The 21,189-nt window shown below is 40.1% G+C and carries 23 protein-coding genes and 1 riboswitch; of the genes, 21 read left to right on the top strand and 2 right to left on the bottom strand.

Annotated elements, in window-relative coordinates:
* Positions 1–206 precede the first annotated feature (206 nt).
* The 8 genes from LG307_RS11570 (at position 207) to LG307_RS11535 (ending at position 7,414) form a co-directional block, all read left to right on the top strand.
* On the top strand, positions 207–1,187 hold the full coding sequence (locus LG307_RS11570) for an SDR family oxidoreductase (protein ID WP_404441943.1): 981 nt from the start codon (positions 207–209) through the stop codon (positions 1,185–1,187).
* Positions 1,188–1,205: 18 nt separating this feature from the next.
* The gene (locus LG307_RS11565; RefSeq protein WP_404441941.1) at positions 1,206–1,370 is read left to right on the top strand and encodes a hypothetical protein; all 165 of its coding nucleotides are present in this window, start codon (positions 1,206–1,208) and stop codon (positions 1,368–1,370) included.
* 886 nt (positions 1,371–2,256) lie between these two features.
* Positions 2,257–2,973, top strand: coding sequence for an SDR family oxidoreductase (locus tag LG307_RS11560; protein ID WP_404441939.1), 717 nt, complete (start codon positions 2,257–2,259; stop codon positions 2,971–2,973).
* Positions 2,974–3,298: 325 nt separating this feature from the next.
* Positions 3,299–3,682, top strand: a complete 384-nt coding sequence (locus LG307_RS11555) for a DUF1398 family protein (RefSeq protein ID WP_404441938.1) — start codon at positions 3,299–3,301, stop codon at positions 3,680–3,682.
* Positions 3,683–4,008: 326 nt separating this feature from the next.
* The gene (locus tag LG307_RS11550) at positions 4,009–4,566 is read left to right on the top strand and encodes an isochorismatase family protein (protein WP_404441937.1); all 558 of its coding nucleotides are present in this window, start codon (positions 4,009–4,011) and stop codon (positions 4,564–4,566) included.
* Between the two features lie 204 nt (positions 4,567–4,770).
* Positions 4,771–5,253 (top strand): SRPBCC family protein, encoded by a 483-nt coding sequence (locus tag LG307_RS11545; RefSeq protein ID WP_404441935.1) that lies wholly within the window; start codon positions 4,771–4,773, stop codon positions 5,251–5,253.
* Between the two features lie 492 nt (positions 5,254–5,745).
* Complete coding sequence (locus LG307_RS11540; RefSeq protein ID WP_404441933.1) at positions 5,746–6,258, top strand: type 1 glutamine amidotransferase domain-containing protein; 513 nt, start codon at positions 5,746–5,748, stop codon at positions 6,256–6,258.
* Positions 6,259–6,523: 265 nt separating this feature from the next.
* Complete coding sequence (locus LG307_RS11535; protein WP_404441932.1) at positions 6,524–7,414, top strand: aldo/keto reductase; 891 nt, start codon at positions 6,524–6,526, stop codon at positions 7,412–7,414.
* Between the two features lie 147 nt (positions 7,415–7,561).
* Here the strand turns inward: LG307_RS11535 and LG307_RS11530 are convergent, their stop codons facing one another.
* Positions 7,562–7,861 carry a spore coat protein gene (locus LG307_RS11530; RefSeq protein WP_404441930.1) on the bottom strand — a complete coding sequence of 100 codons (300 nt, stop codon included), beginning with the start codon at positions 7,859–7,861 and terminating at the stop codon, positions 7,562–7,564.
* Positions 7,854–8,066 (bottom strand): hypothetical protein, encoded by a 213-nt coding sequence (locus LG307_RS11525; RefSeq protein ID WP_404441928.1) that lies wholly within the window; start codon positions 8,064–8,066, stop codon positions 7,854–7,856. Before LG307_RS11525 ends, LG307_RS11530 begins: the two co-directional genes overlap by 8 nt.
* 146 nt (positions 8,067–8,212) lie before the next feature.
* Here LG307_RS11525 and LG307_RS11520 point away from each other — a divergent pair, with 146 nt between their 5' ends.
* From LG307_RS11520 to cbiB, 13 genes are all read left to right on the top strand, one after another.
* Entirely contained in the window at positions 8,213–8,428 is a 216-nt protein-coding gene (locus tag LG307_RS11520; RefSeq protein WP_404441926.1) for a spore coat protein, read from the top strand.
* Positions 8,429–8,438: 10 nt separating this feature from the next.
* Positions 8,439–8,801: a spore coat protein gene (locus tag LG307_RS11515; RefSeq protein ID WP_404441924.1), complete on the top strand. Its 363-nt coding sequence runs from the start codon at positions 8,439–8,441 to the stop codon at positions 8,799–8,801.
* Between the two features lie 16 nt (positions 8,802–8,817).
* Positions 8,818–9,954: a zinc-dependent alcohol dehydrogenase gene (locus tag LG307_RS11510; protein ID WP_404441923.1), complete on the top strand. Its 1,137-nt coding sequence runs from the start codon at positions 8,818–8,820 to the stop codon at positions 9,952–9,954.
* Between the two features lie 550 nt (positions 9,955–10,504).
* Entirely contained in the window at positions 10,505–11,269 is a 765-nt protein-coding gene (locus LG307_RS11505) for a hypothetical protein (RefSeq protein WP_404441921.1), read from the top strand.
* A 101-nt stretch (positions 11,270–11,370) separates the two neighbouring features.
* A complete protein-coding gene (locus LG307_RS11500; protein ID WP_404441919.1) occupies positions 11,371–11,601 on the top strand; it encodes a hypothetical protein in 231 nt (76 codons plus the stop codon).
* 219 nt (positions 11,602–11,820) lie between these two features.
* Positions 11,821–12,008, top strand: a riboswitch (cobalamin riboswitch).
* A gap of 174 nt (positions 12,009–12,182) precedes the next feature.
* On the top strand, positions 12,183–12,731 hold the full coding sequence (locus tag LG307_RS11495) for a cob(I)yrinic acid a,c-diamide adenosyltransferase (RefSeq protein WP_404441918.1): 549 nt from the start codon (positions 12,183–12,185) through the stop codon (positions 12,729–12,731).
* A 19-nt stretch (positions 12,732–12,750) separates the two neighbouring features.
* Positions 12,751–14,133, top strand: coding sequence for a cobyrinate a,c-diamide synthase (locus LG307_RS11490; RefSeq protein WP_404441917.1), 1,383 nt, complete (start codon positions 12,751–12,753; stop codon positions 14,131–14,133).
* A complete protein-coding gene (locus LG307_RS11485; protein ID WP_404441916.1) occupies positions 14,126–15,667 on the top strand; it encodes a cobyric acid synthase in 1,542 nt (513 codons plus the stop codon). Before LG307_RS11490 ends, LG307_RS11485 begins: the two co-directional genes overlap by 8 nt.
* Positions 15,651–16,691 carry a nicotinate-nucleotide--dimethylbenzimidazole phosphoribosyltransferase gene (cobT, locus tag LG307_RS11480; RefSeq protein ID WP_404441915.1) on the top strand — a complete coding sequence of 347 codons (1,041 nt, stop codon included), beginning with the start codon at positions 15,651–15,653 and terminating at the stop codon, positions 16,689–16,691. The genes LG307_RS11485 and cobT overlap by 17 nt, the downstream gene beginning before the upstream one ends.
* 22 nt (positions 16,692–16,713) lie before the next feature.
* On the top strand, positions 16,714–17,712 hold the full coding sequence (locus LG307_RS11475) for an ABC transporter substrate-binding protein (protein WP_404441914.1): 999 nt from the start codon (positions 16,714–16,716) through the stop codon (positions 17,710–17,712).
* Entirely contained in the window at positions 17,678–18,751 is a 1,074-nt protein-coding gene (locus LG307_RS11470; protein WP_404441912.1) for a FecCD family ABC transporter permease, read from the top strand. Before LG307_RS11475 ends, LG307_RS11470 begins: the two co-directional genes overlap by 35 nt.
* Positions 18,744–20,222: an adenosylcobinamide amidohydrolase gene (locus LG307_RS11465; protein ID WP_404441910.1), complete on the top strand. Its 1,479-nt coding sequence runs from the start codon at positions 18,744–18,746 to the stop codon at positions 20,220–20,222. Before LG307_RS11470 ends, LG307_RS11465 begins: the two co-directional genes overlap by 8 nt.
* Positions 20,219–21,187 carry an adenosylcobinamide-phosphate synthase CbiB gene (gene cbiB / locus LG307_RS11460; protein ID WP_404441909.1) on the top strand — a complete coding sequence of 323 codons (969 nt, stop codon included), beginning with the start codon at positions 20,219–20,221 and terminating at the stop codon, positions 21,185–21,187. The genes LG307_RS11465 and cbiB overlap by 4 nt, the downstream gene beginning before the upstream one ends.
* Positions 21,188–21,189 lie beyond the last annotated feature (2 nt).

Below are 21,189 nucleotides of genomic sequence, written 5' to 3'. Positions count from 1 at the left end.
CTAGGAAAAAGCTTTAAAGGAAGAAGAATGTTGAGTTAAGCTCCTTGCCCTGAGGATCGGTGCAATAAAGGAAAAAGGTGTCTCTTTGGAAACAGAATACGTTTCTGTGTTGAAAACAATAAACTTTTTTCACACCTTTATTACATTATTTGTAGTGAACAACATATACATTCTCTAGAAGAAAATTATTTCTATAGGAGGTTTTTATGGATCAAAACGATCAAAGTCGTCAATTAGACCAAATAAAGCAAATGCAACAAATGTTTAAAGCGAACATGAAAACTCAACCTTATCCCATGTACCCTAACTATGGGAAAATCACACGCTACGAAGAAATTCCGATAAGTTTGCCTGAACAACGCCAGCTGCGCCATCCCGGAGTGGAAAAATTAATGGTACCCCTTCCAATTATCGAAAACCCAAACTATATAGGGAGTGGAAAGTTAACAGGAAAAGTAGCACTCATTACAGGGGGTGACAGTGGTATTGGTGCAGCAGTAGCAATTGCGTTTGCTAAAGAGGGAGCAGATGTTGCTGTTTCATACTTAGATGAACATGAGGATGCAAATAGGACAAAAACGAGGATTGAACAACTCGGACAACGTTGTTTACTAATGCCTGGTGACTTGCGAGACAAACAACAGTGTATCTCGATTGTAGAACAAACAGTAGATACGTTTGGACGTCTCGATATTCTTTGTAACCACGTTGGTATCCAATTCCAACAATTAAGCCTGCTTGACATTACAGATGAGCAATTCGATGATACTTTTAAAGTTAATATATACTCTCATTTTTACACAACCAGAGCAGCGCTTCCTCATTTAAAACCAGGCAGCTCAATCATTGGCACTACTTCTGTGGTAACGTATGTAGGTGAGCAGCAAATGATTGATTATACTGCCACAAAAGGCGCAATAGTTGGTTGGACACGTGCCTTGGCTAATAATGTCGTGAAACAGGGGATCCGAGTCAATGCCGTCGCCCCCGGCCGAATTTGGACCCCGCTTATTGCAGCAAGTTTCTCGTCAGACCAAGTCGCTGTATATGGAGCGTTTAATCCAATGGAACGTGTTGCCCATCCATTTGAACTTGCACCAACCTTTGTCTATCTTGCTTCTGATGATTCTCGTTTTGTTACTGGTCAAGTCCTTCATGTTGATGGGGGAGAATCCACACATTCCTAATGGAAGGGGGTTACCATTTTGAGATATGAATTTAATCCAGAAGTAAAGCTGTTGCTAGTAAACCATTCCAATGAAAAAGTAAAGATGGTGTTTATGGAGGATTCCTGGCCAATGTCTAAAATAGGACTTAGACCACCTTACTATTGCTACCCAAGTTACGAGCTGAATTATCCAATAATCTAAATAAGAACAGACAAAAAGATTTCTATACACAGTGTGGAAGTCTATTCAACATGCCGCTTAGGGTTCGCTATTATGCCAACTTTCAATTCATCCTTTTAAACTAATAAGAAAAGGGGATAACTGGTTAAAACATTTTGATTTGCCCTAATTTATGGTGGAGAAAAGGTTAAAGTGGAATGTCCGCGTTGTGGTAGCACCATGTTTGAAGCGAGGAAAAGCCCCAAGTGAATGTTGCTCACTTGGGACGTGGTTTAAGTCGCGTTGGCGATTTTGTTCTTTCAGGTGAGTTTTGCATTTCTTAGACACATTTGCATCCTGATTTAATCGCCAGTGTTGATTTAAACGTTTCCTAACATCAAAAAACAGACAAGTTTTGGAAACGTATGAATGATATGCTGGAGTTAAAATGGTCTAATGATATTTGAACGTTCTTGCTAGATGAAAGTCAAAATTAGGACGAGGTATTTCTTTTAAACATAAAGTTCACCCGTAAACTTTTATTAAGACTTACATACTTTTCGTCGGTGTATACCCACTATAGTGGAATTTGAGAATATCGAGTTAATTTTCTTGACTTAATAAACTGTAAACATTAAAATTACAGTTATTCCTGCTGAACAGGAAGCAATCAATTTGAAAAGCGGCTTTTAAAATAGTTTAGTTTGTTAGGGACATTTACCAGACCATTGCTTTGTAATGTCTATACTGTAAACTATTTTATTACAGTACGTAATATAAAAGTAAAATGTAACTTTTTTTGTTACACTTAAAAAAAGGAGGTAATTTTATATATTTTATAAACATTAAAAACTATTTTCACTAAAAGTAATATGTAATATTGTTTTCAGATACAACCTAAAAAGAATTTAATTGGAGGATTCATACAATGTCATTAAAAGGAAAACGTGTGGTCGTAATAGGAGGTACTTCTGGTATCGGATTATCCGCAGCCAAGGCATTTCTTGATGAATCTGCTCAAGTCATTATTGCAAGTCGTTCTGATGCGAAACTATCAGAGGCAAAGAATGTACTTGGTGGTAATGTGGAAGCATACAATATTGATTTTCGCAGTGAAGAAAAACTAACTGACTTTTTTAAAATGGTAGGGAATTTTGATCACCTTGTCGTTACGGCAGGTGAAGGTGCAATGGGTCATTTTAGTGACTTACCTGTTGCGGATGTTAGAGAAGCGTTCGATAGTAAGTTTTGGGGGCAATACTTAACCGTTCGTGCTGCTATTCCGTACTTAAATGATACCAGTTCTATTACATTGACCTCTGGTGTTTATGGAATTCGTCCACCACAGGGGGCAACTACACTTGCTTCGATCAATTCAGCGATCGGTGGATTGGTTAGAGGGCTTTCAGTAGATCTAGCTCCTATAAGGGTAAATGTTGTTTCACCTGGTATCGTAGACACCCCGCTCTACGGAGGGATGCCTGACGAGCAAAGACAGAATTTATACAGCCAAATCGCACAGCAGCTACCTGTTAATCGCGTGGCACAGCCTGAAGACATTGCTGAGTCGTACGTGTACTTAGTGAAAAATGGTTTTACAACTGGTACTGCTCTTCTTATTGATGGCGGGGCTCACTTGGTGTAAGTGAGATTATAATGTTATTTTTGTGGCTATACTACAACAATGTATAGCCACATTTTTTATTTGATTCAGCTCCAAAAACTTTTCAGAAGGCAGAGAATATTTCTTCTGTATTAGTGTTTTTTAAACCAGAAGTTCTTTTTCAGTGGAAAAAGATTCATCCTAGAGAGGTAGCAGGGACAAGTATAGGATGAATAGATTTTTGGAAAAATCTGACTGGTATAGAATTTTAAATATTCAAGACCAAAGTCCATATCAATTTTTAGGACTAATAGAAAATATGTTATGGAAAGAGTTTAATGCTAAATGATAATTGGAGGTACTTTTTATGAAGGACAAGATAACTGATAGTGAATTTCGTGAAATTCTACTCAGAAGAAGTAATGGTGTAATAGATTTCCCCCAATTCTTAGATGAATTATCACAAAGAGGGATAATTGAATACGAAATAGAAGTTGCAACGGGGCAAGCCACATATAAAGGAGCATATTCAGAATTCAAAACAGATTCTCAAGTGAATTTAATGATTTCAGAAGATTTTAATAGAAATAAGGTGCTTGAGGCAATCACAAACATTTCTCTTCCTTTCTTAGACTTCTTACAAGAGATTGCTGAAGCAGGGATTATCACCTATCGTGTGTATATAAAAGAAAAAAAGATTATATACCTTGGTATTAAAGGGGAAGAAATTGAAGAACAGCTTAAAATATAAAAAAATAGGTGTACGCTATCGTGGATCTCCTTTCCCCTCATATAATGTGGTATATGTTTACAGCCTTTCCAAAACTAATTTCTCCTACTGTTCATAGATAAATGATATTCAACGACAGGCGCTATCGTGTAACAAGGATCGGCGACTATTTTGCATTCTTAGCCAGATTGTTTGGTGAGCGAGAAAAGGAAATTGGTAATATAAAAAGAGGAGTATATAAGCTATTTAACGAAATAAGGTTTTATGTGAGTTCTATACTATGCACAATAAAAATGAAAACCACCTAGGAGAACAGAGTTAAATAATAGCCAAAAGGAGGTTTGAAATTGAAACAAGCTTTGTTAGTTATTGATGCGCAGCAAGAATTAATTGATGGTAATCAGAATGAAACAAGTGTTTTTGAAAAGGAAAAGCTAGTAAAAAATATTAATTTGGTTATAAAAAAGGCGATAGAATCCAATTCTTTAGTGGTTTTTATTAGAGATAAAGACGTAGCAGGAGGCGAAGGAACAGGATTTCAAATACATAAGGATATTAAAGTACCTACTGATTCAAAAATATTTGATAAAAAAGCAACAAATTCGTTTTATGGCACTCCATTATTAAATTATTTAAAAGAAAGTAAGATAGAACATTTAGTTATTATGGGATGCAAAACAGAACATTGTATAGATACAGCTGTAAGAGCTGCTACAGTCAATAATTTTGATGTCACTTTAGTTCAGGACGGTCATTCAACCACTGATTCCTCAACTTTAACTGCCAAACAGATTATCATGCATCATAATGAAATTCTTGATGGCCATTATAATGTCGACCATTTTTCTGATGTTAGAAGTGCACAAGAAGAATTATTTCAACCTAGGCATAATGATTACCGATAAGGACTATAGGAATTGGTTATTCAGTAATCGGGCGCAATCAAGGAACATGAATCACGCTCATTATATATTTTAGGGTGGAAGAACAAGAAAACTATTTTATGTTTTTTAGTTATATAAAATTTTTGGTCCTATAAAATATTGTTGATAATTTTTCTGAGTCTATAGTGAATAACAAGACTACAAGAATATAAGAAGGATGATGATATGATGAATGAATATGTTACATTACATGAGTCAAACGGTCGTTATGCTTTAAAATTTGAACGATTTTTTCCTCATAATCCAGAAGAGGTTTTCCGTGTCATTACAAATCCTATTTACTTCTCCCAATGGTACCCTTTTGCAACAGGGGAGATGGACCTCAGACTCGATGGTAAGATTGCCTTCGATGATGGTGAAGGAACTACATATAACGCTACCGTTACAGAGTTAGAAAAGCCATATTTATTTGGATTTCGTGAAGTTGATGATTTAATAAACATTTCATTGAGGGAAGAGGGTAAAGGTTGTCGAATGATATTTACCCATACTTTTAACGATGGTTCATGGGCAGTTAATACAGCAGCAGGATGGCATAGATGTCTTGATGTACTTTACCAGATAGTCAACGGACATCCAGTTGATAGGAAAGATAATTCAGCTGAATTAAGGGAATATTACCGGGAAGTATTAGATCGAATTCGTTAATTTTTTTGAATGATACCTATGTTTGTGAAACATCTGGTATAGATAGGTCGCTTATATTACCGAAAGCAAACACATCTAACAATGTTTCATAATATTTGATTTCATTTGTTAGCAGCCTGATTGATACTAGAGAAGAGAAATTGTGTATATTACCTTGATCAAACACTATTATTTAAATCATGACTCCAAGCCAATTCAGAAAGATCCTCGTACATTAACGGGGATTTTTCTGGTTTAAATCCCCTAATGGAAAATCACATACTCTCATTAGTATATAAAAGTATACTAAATATATTTTTGTATACTATATAACATAAAAGTGCTTACTTTTAATTTTATGTGGTAGATATTATACTAACATCCACACCTCAACCAATTCATCTTAAGCGAGGGTAGTTAAGATGAATAGACACTTATACCATTAGACATTTTAAGATGGGGAATGAAGAAAATATTTTTACTTCATTTGTCATTGAAAGGAGGTGAATGAGCATGAGTAAAAAAATCGCTACACTTATAACAAACCTATTTGAAGATGTGGAGTATACTGAACCAGCACAAGCCTTTAAAGAAGCTGGTCATGAAATTATCACGATTGACAAACAATCAGGTAACCAAGTAACCGGGAAAAATAGCGCAACGGTAAATATTGATAAATCCATTGATGAAGTTCATCCCTCAGACTTTGATGCTTTGTTTATCCCTGGTGGATTCTCTCCCGATTTATTGCGTGATGACGATCGCTTTGGTGAATTTGCAAAAGCATTTATCCAAGATGGAAAACCTGTTTTTGCCATTTGTCATGGACCACAAGTGTTAATTGATAAAGCCCTTTTAAAAGGTGTAGATATCACTGGCTATAAATCTATTCGCAACGATTTGAAAAATGCTGGTGCAAATTATAAAGACGAAGAAGTTGTCATCAGCAATAATATTGTAACAAGTCGAGAACCAAAAGATATTCCAGCATTTAATCGTGAATCACTAAAACTTTTAGCTAGATAATAATCCTGTTGTAAAAACATAAATATTTCTAACTCGCGGATTCTCTAATCAGAATCCGCAAAACTATAGGACCCTAGCTTCCATTGCAATCGATGGATTAGTACGGGGACTTTCAGTAGACCTGGCACCTATCAGAGTATACGTGGTTTCCTAGTATCGTTGACGTTCCTCTTTACTGCGGAATGCCAGAAAATCATTATACGAAGAGACATTAACATTATACATTCCAAGACACCTAAATACATAAAAGAAAGGGTCGAGCCTAATGGATGAAAAGAAAAGAGCGGAAATTAAAAATGCATTAGCCAAACACGTGGTGACCCTGCCTGATGGCACTTCTTTACCTAGGTTAGGACAAGGAACATGGTACATGGGGGAAAATCCCCAAGTAAAAGACAAAGAAATAAAAGCCTTGCAGCTCGGTATTGAATTGGGCATGACACTTATTGACACTGCTGAAATGTACGGAAATGGCGATTCTGAACGTTTAGTTGGCGAGGCCATTAAAGGACGTAGAAATCAAGTCTTTTTAGTCTCAAAAGTTTATCCCCATCATGCAGGTTTAGATATGATTTCAAAAGCATGTGAAAACAGCTTAAAACGACTCGAAACAGACCACTTAGATTTATACCTTCTCCACTGGAGAGGGCGTGTTCCTTTAGCGGAAACAATTGAAGGAATGGAAAAACTGCGTAAAGAAGGGAAAATTTTAAGATGGGGCGTCTCTAATTTTGACACAGCGGATATGGAAGAGCTATGGAACACAAAGAATGGAAAAAATAGCGTTACGAATCAAGTACTATACCACTTAGGATCAAGAGGAATCGACTTCGATCTCATACCATGGCAGAGTAAACATAACATGCCAATCATGGCATACAGTCCCCTTGCCCAAGGAGGCACTTTAAGAAAACAGCTCTTAAATGATCCTACTATTCATGATATTGCTGACAAATACAATGTCCAACCATTACAAATCGCTCTTGCTTGGACCATCCGTTCGAATAACGTCATCGCCATTCCAAAAGCGGTTCAAGAAGAACATGTTTTAGCAAATGCTGAAGCGGCAACAATTGAGTTTACTGAAGAAGATCTCAATAGACTTGATCAAGTATTTCCTGAACCTAATAGGAAAATGTCATTGGATATTATTTGAAAACTCACTTTAAAAATGAACTCTTGTTGGAGCTCCATAAACCAAGGATATTTGAATCAGAAGTAACCCCAAACTTATATTGAAAGAAAAATCAGCTGTTTAATATCAGCTGATTATTTTTATTGCAGAAAACATACGATACTGCCCCTATTGATTTTTAAGGTTTAAAGCGGTTTGTGCATCCTGCAGTCTTACATTTAATTGTTCACCTAAATGATTAGGGTGATAATATCCATTGGCAGTCATAAACTCTGTTATCTTAGCATGTGTATCCACTGCATTTCTTAATTGCTCGCGAAGAGCTGATTTCAGTTCAGGTGTAGCTGTTTCCGTAATAGCAAATGCGAGATTTCTAACGGCAGACTTAGATGAAATCAGAAAATCCGAGGCGATTGCCCGTTCTGATAATCCTCCCATTCCAGCTATATTTTGCAGGAGATTAGTCATTTTGAGTCTCCTCCCGGTTTGTAATAAAGGTAGTAAGTTGCTTCAGTTCTTGACTTCCTGATTCTAAATCACTAGAAAGAATCGTTTTAAGATCTCCATCAGAAAGCAATTTGCTCATAGTTACAGCTTTTGTTAAACATACAGTTTTAAATGCAATTAACTCGAGTGTCTCCAGAGTTTCATGAAGTCCCAAATATTTTGTCAAGAGTAACTCTCCAATCTTTATAAACTTTCTCTTATCTTGCTTCAGATAGGAGATCCCCATTCCACCAAAAATATTCCATATCCAGTAATGCTTCATTGAATAATTTTCACATATTAAAGGAATTTTAAATTTTGGGAGGTGAAGTCATGGAAAAGAATAGCTTAGCTTATCATGAAACAATGGAAACACATGAGGTATTAAACTTAAATACTATATGCTTATTGAAATCAAAGCTTATGCAGGGCCTTTGTTTCGATAATGATTTAAAAGCACTGATGGAAATAAATGTTCAGCAGTCAATTGCAGCAATAAATGAACTTAAAGAATTTTATAAAGGGGCAAGAACTAATTATATAGAATGAGGTGAAAAAAATGGAAATGGATTATTTGGATCCCCAAGGGGCTGAACATATGCCAGAAATGGCAGATTCGGGCATTGCATTGGAGTTTCTTCTTTCAGTTAAAACTGGCATTCATACATATGCCATTGCGTTAACTGAAACATCGAGCCCGGAGTTAAGAGAGGCATTATACAGGCAAATGGAACTATCTATTGATTTACACACAAAAATATCTGAATTGATGATAAGCAAGGGTTGGTTATATCCGAACGATATCGGCAAGCAAGTTGAGTTGGATCTTAAATCTGCCGACAATGCTTTAATGATTGCCGGGATGAACTTATTCCCGAATGATACGGATAGACTTGGAATGTTCGCAACGCCTAATAAATAAGGGAGGTTAGAGAAAAATGAAAGCTGTCACATACCAGGGGAATAAAAATGTCCAGGTTAAAGAAGTAAAAGACCCAAAAATCAAAAATGGCGATGATATCATTGTAAAAGTAACAACTTCTGCTATATGCGGATCCGATTTGCATTTGATTCATCAAATGATTCCCAATATGCCAACTGATTATGTAATAGGCCATGAACCGATGGGGGTAGTCGAAGAAGTAGGACCGGAAGTAACAAAATTGAAAAAAGGGGATCGGGTAATCATTCCTTTTAATGTAAGTTGTGGGCATTGCTGGTACTGTAACCATGATATAACCAGCCAATGTGATAATTCAAACCCGCATGGTGAAATGGGCGGTTTCTTTGGATATTCAGAAACAACCGGTGGATTTGCTGGCGGACAAGCTGAGTATATGCGAGTTCCATATGGGAACTTTACTCCCTTTAAAATACCTGAGAATTGCGAAGTAGAAGATGAAAAGTTAGTTTTACTTGCAGATGCAGCCTCAACAGCCTATTGGAGTGTAGATCACTCTGGTGTCAAAGCTGGTGATACTGTCATCGTTTTAGGATGTGGTCCAGTAGGTCTCCTTGCTCAAAAATTTGCCTGGTTTAAAGGTGCTGAACGTGTTATTGCGGTCGATTATCTCAAATACCGGCTTGAGCATGCGAAACGGACCAACAAAGTGGAGACTGTAAATTTTGAAGAACATGAAAACGTTGGCGAATATTTAAGAGAGATAACACAAGGTGGAGCAGATATCGTTATTGATTGTTCAGGTATGAGCGGCAAGATGACGCCTCTTGAATATCTTGCATCCGGAATGAAGCTTCATGGAGGTGCAATGGGCGGGCTGGTTATTGCGTCACAGGCTGTACGCAAAGCTGGGACCATTCAAATAACAGGTGTTTATGGGGGGCGTTATAATGGTTTCCCATTAGGCGACATTTTCCAAAGAAATGTTGACATTAAAACTGGTCAGGCCCCAGTTATTCCGTATATGCCTTTTCTTTATAATCTTATATCTGAAGGAAAGGTTGATATTGGTGATGTAATTACACATATAATTCCATTAGACCAGGCAAAACATGGATACGAAGTTTTTGACACTAGGACTGATAATTGTATAAAAGTAATTCTAAAACCTTAAATTGAATCAATCCAAAATGAATTCCTATATTCAACAATCTGGCGCTTTTAAGAAGTAAATGTGCAGTCAATTACAAAATCTCTACTACTTGGCGCGTTGTAAATACAACGTGTCTTTTTCTATGAGGACACTTTCTAGTATCAAACATAACTAATTACATATGAAATTAATTTAAATTTATGTGAAAGTCTTAATGAAAACTATCGTCTAATAAGTATATAGTTGACGGGTGAGAAGGAATGAGAGAAGAAAACGAGATATCTGATTGGTTCAAAGAATATCACAATGACATATACAATTTCCTAATCTATTACGGACGGGATAGATGTTGAGGATTTTGTACAAGAGACTGCCCAAGCGCTGAATTGGAGTGAGAGTAAAGTGAGTCTCAGCTACCATAGGGCATTAAAAGCGCTGAAGAAAAAGATGGGAGGGCGAGAAATATGAAAGATTCCAGACTCCACAATGAACTACAATCTTTTCATAAGGATCATAGATTAAATGAAAAAAGCTTCAACAGTATCACTAATCATATTAATAATGAACTGCTATGAGTAAGGGTGAAGACCAAAAAAGAATATACATCACTAGAAAAATAGTCGCCATTTCATTGCTTACTTTGACAATGGCAGCCACCTTAATTTGGAGTTTTAATGGACAAGAGAGTAACATTCAACAGTTTGCTGGAATACATATTGATAAATTACTAACTATAGAGAACAAACCTTACGTTAGCATGCAGGAAGAAATTAGCCCTGAGGATATTTATTCAGTTTCTCAAAACCAAAATAGCTGGGCGGTTGATCCTAGAGAACCAAGGAATTTAATTATCGAAGGGACTTCTATTGTACACATAAAAGTTCTAAGCATCAGGGAAGCTGAAATACTTCCTAAATATGAAAACTTCTATAACTTTATACCCTATACACCATTGGATGTGGAAATTTTGGATACCATTTACGGCAAAGATTTATCTGGTAAAAAGACGATTTATATTGGAGGGGGAGACATTAGGATCTCCAACCTGTTAGATTCTTGGATTGGGACTGAATATGAAGGGCTAGAAAAAATGGGTCTAACCAAACTTCCTAGAGAAGAACAAGAAAGCAAGTTTATCTCTTACACTTCTGACTACAACTACAAAATGGTGCCAGAAAAGGAATATGTGTTAATTCTTGCTGATCAAGAAACAGAAGATGAAATCTATACAGTCATGGCACTTGGATATGGAATCTTTGAAATAATACAAACGCATCAAGGGGAAAAAGTTTATAAAAATGTAATAACCCGGGAAACTTACGACTTGGATTTTTAAGTTTTTATGGGAAAATACCCTTGAGTAAGTGTTAAAGGTTTGAAATAATTGGTATTAAGTAATTGGGTGGGCAGGATAATTGAAAAAGTGAGGTGTAAAAGGTGGACTTATTATTTTGGATAACTATTAGCTTCATAATTACCGGATTTGTTGTTCTCATTTCTATGAAAAAAGGGATGGAAAGTAAGCTCGCTTTTATAACAGCAAATACGGAAGGCGAGGAAAGTTCAACAAAAGCTAGATCGATAATTTGGTGGATATATAGTACTACAGCTTGGGGAATTGTGAGTATGTTTCTTATTGTCTGGTGTTTTCATAATTATTTGGAATAAACCTTTTTTTAACTAAACATTAGTATGAAAGGGATATTTTCTATGTGGACAAGTAAAATAGTCGAATCATTGGTGGTTCGAATTTTATAGAACTATTAAACTTTTTAAACAACGGCAAAATTTATTAAAGACATTAGAAAGAAAATAGGCTACAATAAATTCGTTGTTAATTTAAGCTTGGATAGTTAATAACAACAAACTAAATTTCATATTTTGATTGATATAATACAACATTTAGGTGCCTTTGTGAAGAAAGGTTAAAAGGGAAGCTGGTGAAAATCCAGCACGGACCCCGCCACTGTAAGCGTTGAATATTGCCGAGATATCCACTGTGCAAAAGCATGGGAAGGGTCGGCAATGTGCTTGAAACGCAAGTCAGGAGACCTGCCTATTTGTTTTTAAGGATTCTGCGAGGAAAGAATGCTTGAAGTGACATTCATTTATTTTTATTCAGTTTTTATATTTTAAGCGATTTTTATTAAGAGCTTTTAAAAAGAACTGGATTGGATGGACCTTTAAACGTCTTTTTGCTATAAGCAGAAAGGCGTTTTTTATTGGGGAAAAACAGGGAGGCATGTTGGATGAGTGGGAAAACAAAACAAAAAGGCTTGACACTGGTATACACAGGAGATGGCAAAGGCAAAACAACTTCGGCAATTGGTTTGGCTGTTCGCGCGGTAGGCAGGGGGATGAAGGTGAAGATATATCAGTTCATCAAATCACCAAATCGTACATACGGCGAACAGATTTCCCTGAGTAAAATAGGAGTGGAGATGGAGCAGCTGGGAATAGGATTCACCTGGACAAAGACTCCTGAGGAGCATCGTGAAGCACTTCGCATCGGTTGGCCAAAAGCGAAAGAAGCTGTCATGAGTGGGGACTATGACATTGTTGTTTTGGATGAATTAAATAACGCTTTATCGATTCAGGGTTTTCCGGTTGATGATGTCCTACCATTAACAGAAGTCTTGGAGCTTATTAGGAACAAGCCTGAGCACGTCCATCTTGTCCTTACCGGAAGAGATGCACCTGAACAAGTCAAAGAGGCAGCTGATCTTGTCTCCGTCGTTCATGCCGAAAAGCATTATTACGATAAGGGAATACCAGCAGTTAAAGGTGTGGAATTTTAAGAAGGTGGTGGGGATAAAAATGGGGAATAGAAGGATTCTTATAGCAGGAACGGGCAGTGGGGTAGGAAAAACCACCATCACAATCGGCTTGATGGCATCGATGCGGAAAAAGGGCCTTTGTGTTCAAGGGTTTAAATGCGGTCCAGACTATATCGACACCTCTTACCACACAGCGGTGACAGGCAGAAAGTCGCGAAACCTGGATAGTTGGATGCTTTCGCCTGATTGTGTGAGAGAAGTCTTGGTCCGTGGAAGTGAGGGTGCCGATATTTCCATCATAGAAGGGGTGATGGGCTTCTATGATGGAAAAGATCCGCTTTCTGATGAGGGAAGCAGTGCAGAAATAAGCATCCTCACAGGCACTCCGGTTGTGCTTGTAGTGGATTGTTCCGGAATGGCAAGGAGTGCGGCTGCGATGGTCAAGGGGTATCAGGCATTGTCAGGTCAAGTGAACATTGTTGGGGTGATCGCGAATAAAGTGGGAAGCGAAGGACATTTTCATTTGATTAAGGCCGCGGTGGAATCGGAATGTAAGATTCCTGTTATTGGCTATATGACACGAGAGTCTGAACTTGAGATGCCAGAACGACATTTAGGGCTTGTACCATCCATTGAACGAGGGGAGCTTGAAGGGTTTTTTCATCTATTGGGTGAGCGTGTAGCAACAACGGTAGATGTCGAGCGTTTATATGAGCTTGCGGACCAAGCTTCCGAGATTCCAGCCATGACTAAGCCTACCGTTTTTACTTCATATCCCTACAAAAAGGTCCGTATAGCTGTCGCCTATGATACTGCCTTTCATTTTTATTACGAAGAAAACTTAGAACTTCTGCAAATGAGAGGGGCGGAATTGACCTTCTTCTCCCCTTTGAAAAATGAGGAGGTCCCACATGATGTGGATGGTTTGTATCTTGGTGGAGGTTTCCCGGAGGAATTTGCACCTAGGCTTTCATCTAATACCAAAAGCTTGGATAGCATCTATCAGGCAGTTGTAAAAAGGGAGATCCCAACCTTTGCGGAATGTGGAGGCTATATGTACTTATGCAAAGAGCTCGTGACCGCAGGAGGAGAGACTTATCCAATGGTAGGGATCATTCCTGGTATTGTGCATATGCAAACCAGGCTCGCTGCCCTTGGATACAGGGAGATCAAAGGGCTAAACGGAAATTTTCTCTTGAAGGAGGGAGAGGTGGCAAAGGGGCATGAGTTCCACTATTCCATCTTTCATCACGAAACAGAGCTACCCGCCGCCTTCGAAACAAAAGGAATGAGAGGAAAAGGTACAGACGGGTATATCAGCAAAAACCTAGTTGCTGGTTATACGCATATTCATTTTGGTTCTAACCCAAAGGTCGTGGATAACTGGATTCAAAGATGTCTGGAGGTGAAACTGCATGTTTAAAGGGACGCCTTTAATGATCCAAGGAACGCATTCCGATGCAGGAAAAAGCGCTGTTGTAACGGCATTGTGCAGAATATTTGCTAGAGAAGGTTATAAAACCGCACCGTTCAAATCACAAAACATGGCGCTTAATTCCTATATTACTAGAGATGGCAAGGAAATTGGCAGGGCACAGGGTGTTCAGGCGGAAGCAGCTGGTGTGGTGGCAACCACTGACATGAACCCCATTCTGATTAAGCCTACCGGCGACTATCAATCGCAAATTGTGGTGCATGGCAAACCTTTTCAAAATATGAAGGCAGGTGAATATCGGCAAGAATTTTACGAGAAAGGTTTGCAAGTCATAACAGAGAGCTATCTTCGCCTTCAAAGGGAATACGAGATCCTGGTGATAGAAGGAGCGGGGAGCCCTGCTGAAGTCAACCTCAATGATCGGGAGCTTGTGAACATGCGTATTGCCAGATTGACCGATGCACCTGTCATTCTTGTCGGTGATATTGAAAAGGGTGGTGTATTTGCAAGCCTTGTCGGAACATTGCAGCTCTTAGAAGAGGAAGATCTCAAAAGAGTCATCGGCGTTGTCATCAATAAATTCAGGGGAGATGTAACCCTGCTTGAGCCTGGATTGAAATGGTTTGAAGCATATACCGGCATGCCAGTATTAGGTGTAATCCCTTATGTAACTGGTTTACATATTGAAGCGGAGGATTCTGTCGTCCTTGATAGTTTTTCCAAAGATAAAGATGATACGAAAGACTTGGATATTGCAGTGATCCGCTTCCCATACATCTCGAACTTCACTGATATGGATCCACTCTTTTCCGAGGAAGATTGCCATGTGAGGTACGTGCAGAAGGCGGAAGAACTCGGAAAACCGGACTTGGTCATTCTCCCTGGCAGTAAAAATACGTTAGGTGATTTGCAATTCTTGAATGAAAGTGGCCTTGGGAACCGGATACAGACGCTGGCAGATCAAAAGACACAAATAATCGGGATTTGCGGGGGATATCAAATGCTTGGTGAGGAAGTTGTGGATGAATATGAGGTGGAATCTTTGCTAAAAGTGATTTCCGGTCTTCATCTCATCCCTGTGAAAACGCACCTGACAAAGGAGAAGAAAACGGTTCTTTCAGAGGGGATGGTGGAGGTTGAGGGAAAGAACTTACCTCTAAAAGGTTATGAAATCCATATGGGAGTAACTACCGTCCATGAAAGAGAAGATATTCTGCCGTTTGTTGTGTTAGCAGACCGAACAGATGGAGTACAAATGGGGAATATAATCGGTACATACTTTCATGGTCTCTTTCATAATGACAGATTCAGAGAGGGATTGTTGAACACATTACGGCGGAAGAAAGGGCTGTCTCCCATTACAAACAGATCCTCTTTTGAGAGAAAAAGAGAAGAGTCGTTTGATAGATTGGCAGATGTGGTGAGCATGCATCTTGCTATGGATAAGATTAAGGGAAAAATGGTTGAATTTCAGAGGTTAAACAAAAAGAAGGTGGGGGAAGCGCATGGGGAAAGTCTATAACATAAAGCCCATTAACCAGATGCAAGGGGAGAAGATGGAGGAGTATTTAAACACCTTGACCAAGCCCCAAGGAAGTTTAGGGGCTGTGGAGGAAATTGCCATACAGCTTGCGCAGATTACAGGTGAGGTTTTTCCTGAAGTGACACCTCCAGGAATCATTGTTTTTGCTGCTGATCATGGAGTCGCTTCAGAGGGAGTGTCCGCATACCCTCAGGAAGTGACTGTGCAGATGGTTCATAATTTCCTTGATGGTGGGGCGGCCATAAATGTATTAGGGAAGCATATCGGGGCAAAAGTTGAAATTGTCGATATAGGGGTGGCGGCAGATGTGGACCGGGTAGGACTTCATAGGAAAAAAATCCGTCATGGGACAGCAAACTTCCTGAAGGGGGACGCCATGACCAGGGAGGAGGCATGGCAGGCGATTGAAGTGGGAAGCGACATGGCAACAAGTGTCATCGAGAGCGGGGCGAAATGTCTGATTATCGGGGAAATGGGAATTGGCAACACCACGAGTAGCAGTGCTATCCTGGCAGCCCTAAGTGGGTTGGATGTAGAGAATGTCATCGGGACTGGAACCGGGATAACTCCAGGCCAATTGAAAAGGAAACAGCAAGTTATCCGCCAGGCGCTTCAGGAACGAAATCCTGACCCGAACGATCCAATCGATACTCTATCAAAGGTCGGTGGTCTTGAGATTGCCGGAATGGTTGGGGCCATTTTATCGGCAACGGAAAGTAAAATCCCTGTACTTGTGGATGGTTTCATCAGCACCGTTGCTGCCCTGGTTGCCCAGAGACTATACCCTGAAGTAAAGGGATACCTTTTCATCGGCCATCAATCCATGGAGGCTGGTCATAAGCATGCTATCATGTTGCTGGAAAAAAAGCCGATCCTGAATCTCGGTCTCCGGCTTGGGGAAGGGACGGGAGCGGCTCTCGCCTTTCCAGTCCTAGAGGCAGCAACTAACATTGTAAAAGAAATGGCGACATTTGAATCCGCAGGTATTGCAGAAAAAATTTAGAATAAGTAGAGGAGAAAAAGAGATGGAACAAATAAAACAAAAATGGGGAATTATCGGTCTTGCTTTAATTTTAATTGTTGGAATTTTATCAGGATGCGGGTCGACCTCTGAGCAAACAAACGGCAATGTTAATGATGCAGCAATCGATGAAAGTACAAGCGGTGAGGAGCAATCTCAGAGTTCCGCCTTTCCTATCACAATAACGGACGATTCAGGTCAGGAAATTACCATTGAAAAAGAGCCTGAAAGCATCATATCCATGCAACCTAGCAATACGGAAATTGCTTATGCTCTTGGCCTTGGAGACAAAATGATCGGTGTGTCCGATTATTGTAACTATCCAGTGGAAACCGCAGATGTGGAAAAGGTTGGCGGCCAGGACATGAATGCGGAAATGATTTTGACTCTGATGCCTGACGTGATTTTTGTAACGGATTATCATCATCAGAATCATGATGCCATCCTCCAGCAGTATGAAGAAGCGGGAATAAGTGTCATTGTCATTGGCAGCGAATCCTCGTTTGCAGATGTATATGAAACAATTCAATTGATTGGAAAAGCAACCGGTACAACTGCAGAAGCTGAAAAGCTGGTTGCCGATATGAAGGAACGATTACTTGCAGTGGAAGAAAAAGCAAAGCAAGTGACAGAAAAGAAAAGAGTTTGGGTAGAGGTTTCTCCTGCGCCGGATATTTTTACGACAGGTCAAGGGACATTCATGCATGAAATGCTGGAGTCGATACAAGCTGAAAATGCTGCCGGCAATCAGGAGGGATGGGTGAAACTGACCGAAGAGGAAATTGTCCAGTTAAATCCAGATGTAATCATCACTACCTATGGCTATTATGTGGACAACCCAAAAGAGGGTGTCATGGCCCGTTCTGGATGGGGGGAAGTTCCTGCGATCAAAGATGGAAATGTCCATGATGTGGACAGTGATACTGTTACAAGGCCTGGACCTCGCTTGATTGAAGGGGTGGAGCACCTTGCGAAACTTATCTATCCGGAGATTTTTGAGTAATAGGCTATTTTGGTTATATCTTGGTAGCGGAGGGTTTGTACTTGGTGCAGCCCTCCTTGGTTTATTGAACAGCAGTGTCTCCATCCCGATTCCAACTATTTTGCATATCTTGACGGAAAATACACTTGGGATGGGATGGCTACCTGACATACCGAAGAATGAAGAAATGATTATTTGGAATATCCGCTTTCCGCGTGTGTTGCTTGCCATGTTTGTCGGTGCTTCCCTTGCGCTAGCTGGCGCAGCTTTTCAGGGGTTGTTAAGGAATCCCCTTGCTGATCCCTACACCATCGGGGTTTCCTCCGGAGCTGCATTGGGGGCGGTTGCAGTGCTTTTTTTTAATATTACCATCATCGGGCTGGGTAATTACACCCTTCCAGTTGTAGCCATTGTCAGTGGACTGTTATGTTTGCTCCTTGTGTTCGGGCTAGTCAGGTTGAGCAGCCGGGCGTTGGCGATTGAAACCATCATCCTGGCGGGAATCATCATCAGCGCTTTTATCAGTTCCATCATTTCATTGATCATTGCCCTTGGGGATAAAGAAGCAATGACCCAAATCATTTATTGGCTATACGGAAGTGTGGGGATGAGAAGTTGGGGGCATGTACAACTTATTTTCCCGTTTATGTTGGCTGGTTCCATCCTTTTGTTTCTGCATTATCGTGAATTGAATGCAATGGCACTGGGGGAAGAAGCGGCAGACCATATCGGAGTAAATGTGAAACGAGGAAAAATACTCATCTTATTTAGTGCCTCGCTTCTGACAGGTTCCGCTGTTGCCGTGTCAGGCTCTATCGGATTTGTCGGGCTGGTGATTCCTCATTTGGTGAGGCTACTGACTGGGCCCAATCATCGTCACGTACTCCCTTTTTCTATGCTTATTGGTGGGGGGTTCCTAGTGTTGGCGGATTTACTTGCAAGAACCATCATTGCACCAAAAGAACTGCCGATAGGAGTTATTACCGCTTTGATTGGTGCGCCAGTATTTGCTGGTCTTCTAATCAGAGAAAGGGTTGGGAAGGGGAAAGGAAATGATTGAACTAAAGCGGCTTGTCGGTGGCTATCGACTGGAAAAGCCGATTATAAACGGGGTGGATCTGGCTATACGGAAAGGGGAATTTTTCGCGCTGCTAGGGCCGAACGGAAGTGGAAAGACCACCCTCTTCAAACTTGTGACAGGCCAGCTTCCGGTGGTAGAGGGGGAACTGTTGCTTTCAGGGAGGCAGCTCTCCTCTTTTACAAAGTTGGAAAAGGCTAAAAAAATTGCGGTGCTCACACAGGAACTACAGGTTTCTTTTGATTATACTGTTGAAGAAATCATCAGTCTTGGACGGTACCCACACCAAAAAGGATTGCTTAAGAGCCTTACTAATAAAGATAAGGAAATCATGCAGCAGGTGATGGATATTACCGAGGTGACCGTGTACAAAAATAAGCAGTTCCGAAAATTGAGCGGGGGAGAGAAGCAACGGGTACTTCTTGCAAAGTCCCTTGCTCAGGAACCGGAAATCCTCCTGTTGGATGAGCCGACCAACCATCTTGATATTAAGCACACCTTCCATATGTTGGACCTTATCAAAGAATGGCAGCATACGAAAGGCTTGACTGTCTTTGCCATCCTGCATGATTTGAATGTGGCATCCTTGTATGCAGATCGTTTGGCACTTTTACATAATGGAAGGTTTCTGGAGGTGGGGGACTCTGACACACTCCGAAAAGAGGAGCAACTTGAAAGAGTATATGATGTGCTAATTAAAGCAGGACCACATCCAGTTGTACCGAAGCCACAGCTTCTAATGACGCCAAAGTTGGAGGATAAAAAAGAATTTTATAGTTTTGGTGATAATTTTACATTTGACATGGATGATAAGTGCGTCCATGTGCAATCCTTGAAGACGTTACGAACAATCTCCAATGGAGTGATTGGCGAAGGGATTCAATGGCAGAAGCATTTCTGCAATTTTCATGTAGATAAGGATTATAACTGTGATCATCCTCTAAAAGATATCCGGGAATGGCTACGTGAAAGGGAAATTACGACTGAACAGTCAGTCGGGATGATGACGGCGGTCAAGCTTTCGGATGTTGTGATAAGCAAAAAGAAAATCGAGGGAATGGAGTTCATGGCAGTGGTTACAGCAGGTGTTGGCAATGCGGTTGATATCACAAAATCTGAGCTGTGTCAGACCCCGGTGACCATTGGGACCATTAACATCATGCTTTTTATCGATGCACATTTAACAGATGGTGGGCTGGTCAATGCAATGATGTCAGCCACCGAGGCAAAAGTGAAGGCGCTCCATGATTTAAAGGTGCAAGATCCGAAGACCGGCACCATTGCATCAGGGACTTCCACCGATGCCATGGTTCTAGCTGTCACCCAACAAGGGGAAAAGACACCTTATGCTGGATCTGGAACCCTTATAGGTAAAGGAATCGGACATCTTGTCTATGAAGGGGTAACAAAAGCAATACAGAAATATCAAAAGAGAATAGGACAGCAAATATGATAGCTTATGTTTTCTATATAAGTATTTTTATTTTGGTTGCAGCGATAGTGTTGGATGTGCTCCTGGGCGATCCACGCTGGTTGCCACATCCTGTGATACAGATGGGGAAAATTATCTCCTTCTTGGAAAGGTCCTTAAACAAAGGGCGGAAGCGAAAATGGAAGGGCGTATTTCTAGCATTAAGCGTGGTCCTCATAGTATATGGCTCTGTATTCCTAATCGTAACACTATCCTATAAGCTCCATTTTTATGCAGGTGTACTGATGGAAACCTATTTTATATGGACAACCATCGCCATCAAGGGATTATCAGATGCAGGGAAAAGTGTCTTAATCCCGCTACTAGATGGTAAGCTGAAAGAGGCTAGGAAGGCCCTTAGCATGATTGTGGGAAGAGATACAGAGAACTTGTCAGAGAGTGAAATTGTCAGGGGTACGGTGGAAACCATAGCAGAGAATACTGTAGACGGCATTACCTCCCCTTTGTTCTGGGCATTGCTTGGTGGGGCCCCTCTTGCCATGGCATACCGAGCCGTCAATACCTTGGATTCAATGGTAGGGTATAAGAATGAAAGATTTCTGGATTTCGGTTGGGCCTCTGCTAGGCTGGATGATATGGCTAACTTTATCCCTGCCAGGTTGACAGCTTTGTCCATCTGGATATCTTCTATTTTTATAAAAGGATCTAATAGAAAAGCCGGATGGAATATTACCATGCGGGATGCAAAGAAACACCCCAGTCCCAATAGCGGTTGGCCGGAAGCGATGACGGCAGGCTTGATGGGGATCCAATTAGGTGGCGTAAATTATTATAAAGGAATTGAATCTAACAGGAAAACGATGGGCGATTTTCATAGAAAGCTAGTAGCAGGGGATATCCCAAGATCCATTTTATACATGCATGGTGGTTGGGGCGTGTTTTTAGGATTAGAAATTCTATTACTATTTTTACTGGGACAGAAATGAGG

Origin of the sequence: Sutcliffiella horikoshii (genome assembly GCF_044809035.1) — a bacterium.
GTDB lineage: Bacteria > Bacillota > Bacilli > Bacillales > Bacillaceae_I > Sutcliffiella_A > Sutcliffiella_A horikoshii_G.
The sequence above is the reverse complement of the archived record's forward strand: the minus strand, read 5'-3'. Positions and strand labels throughout refer to the sequence as shown.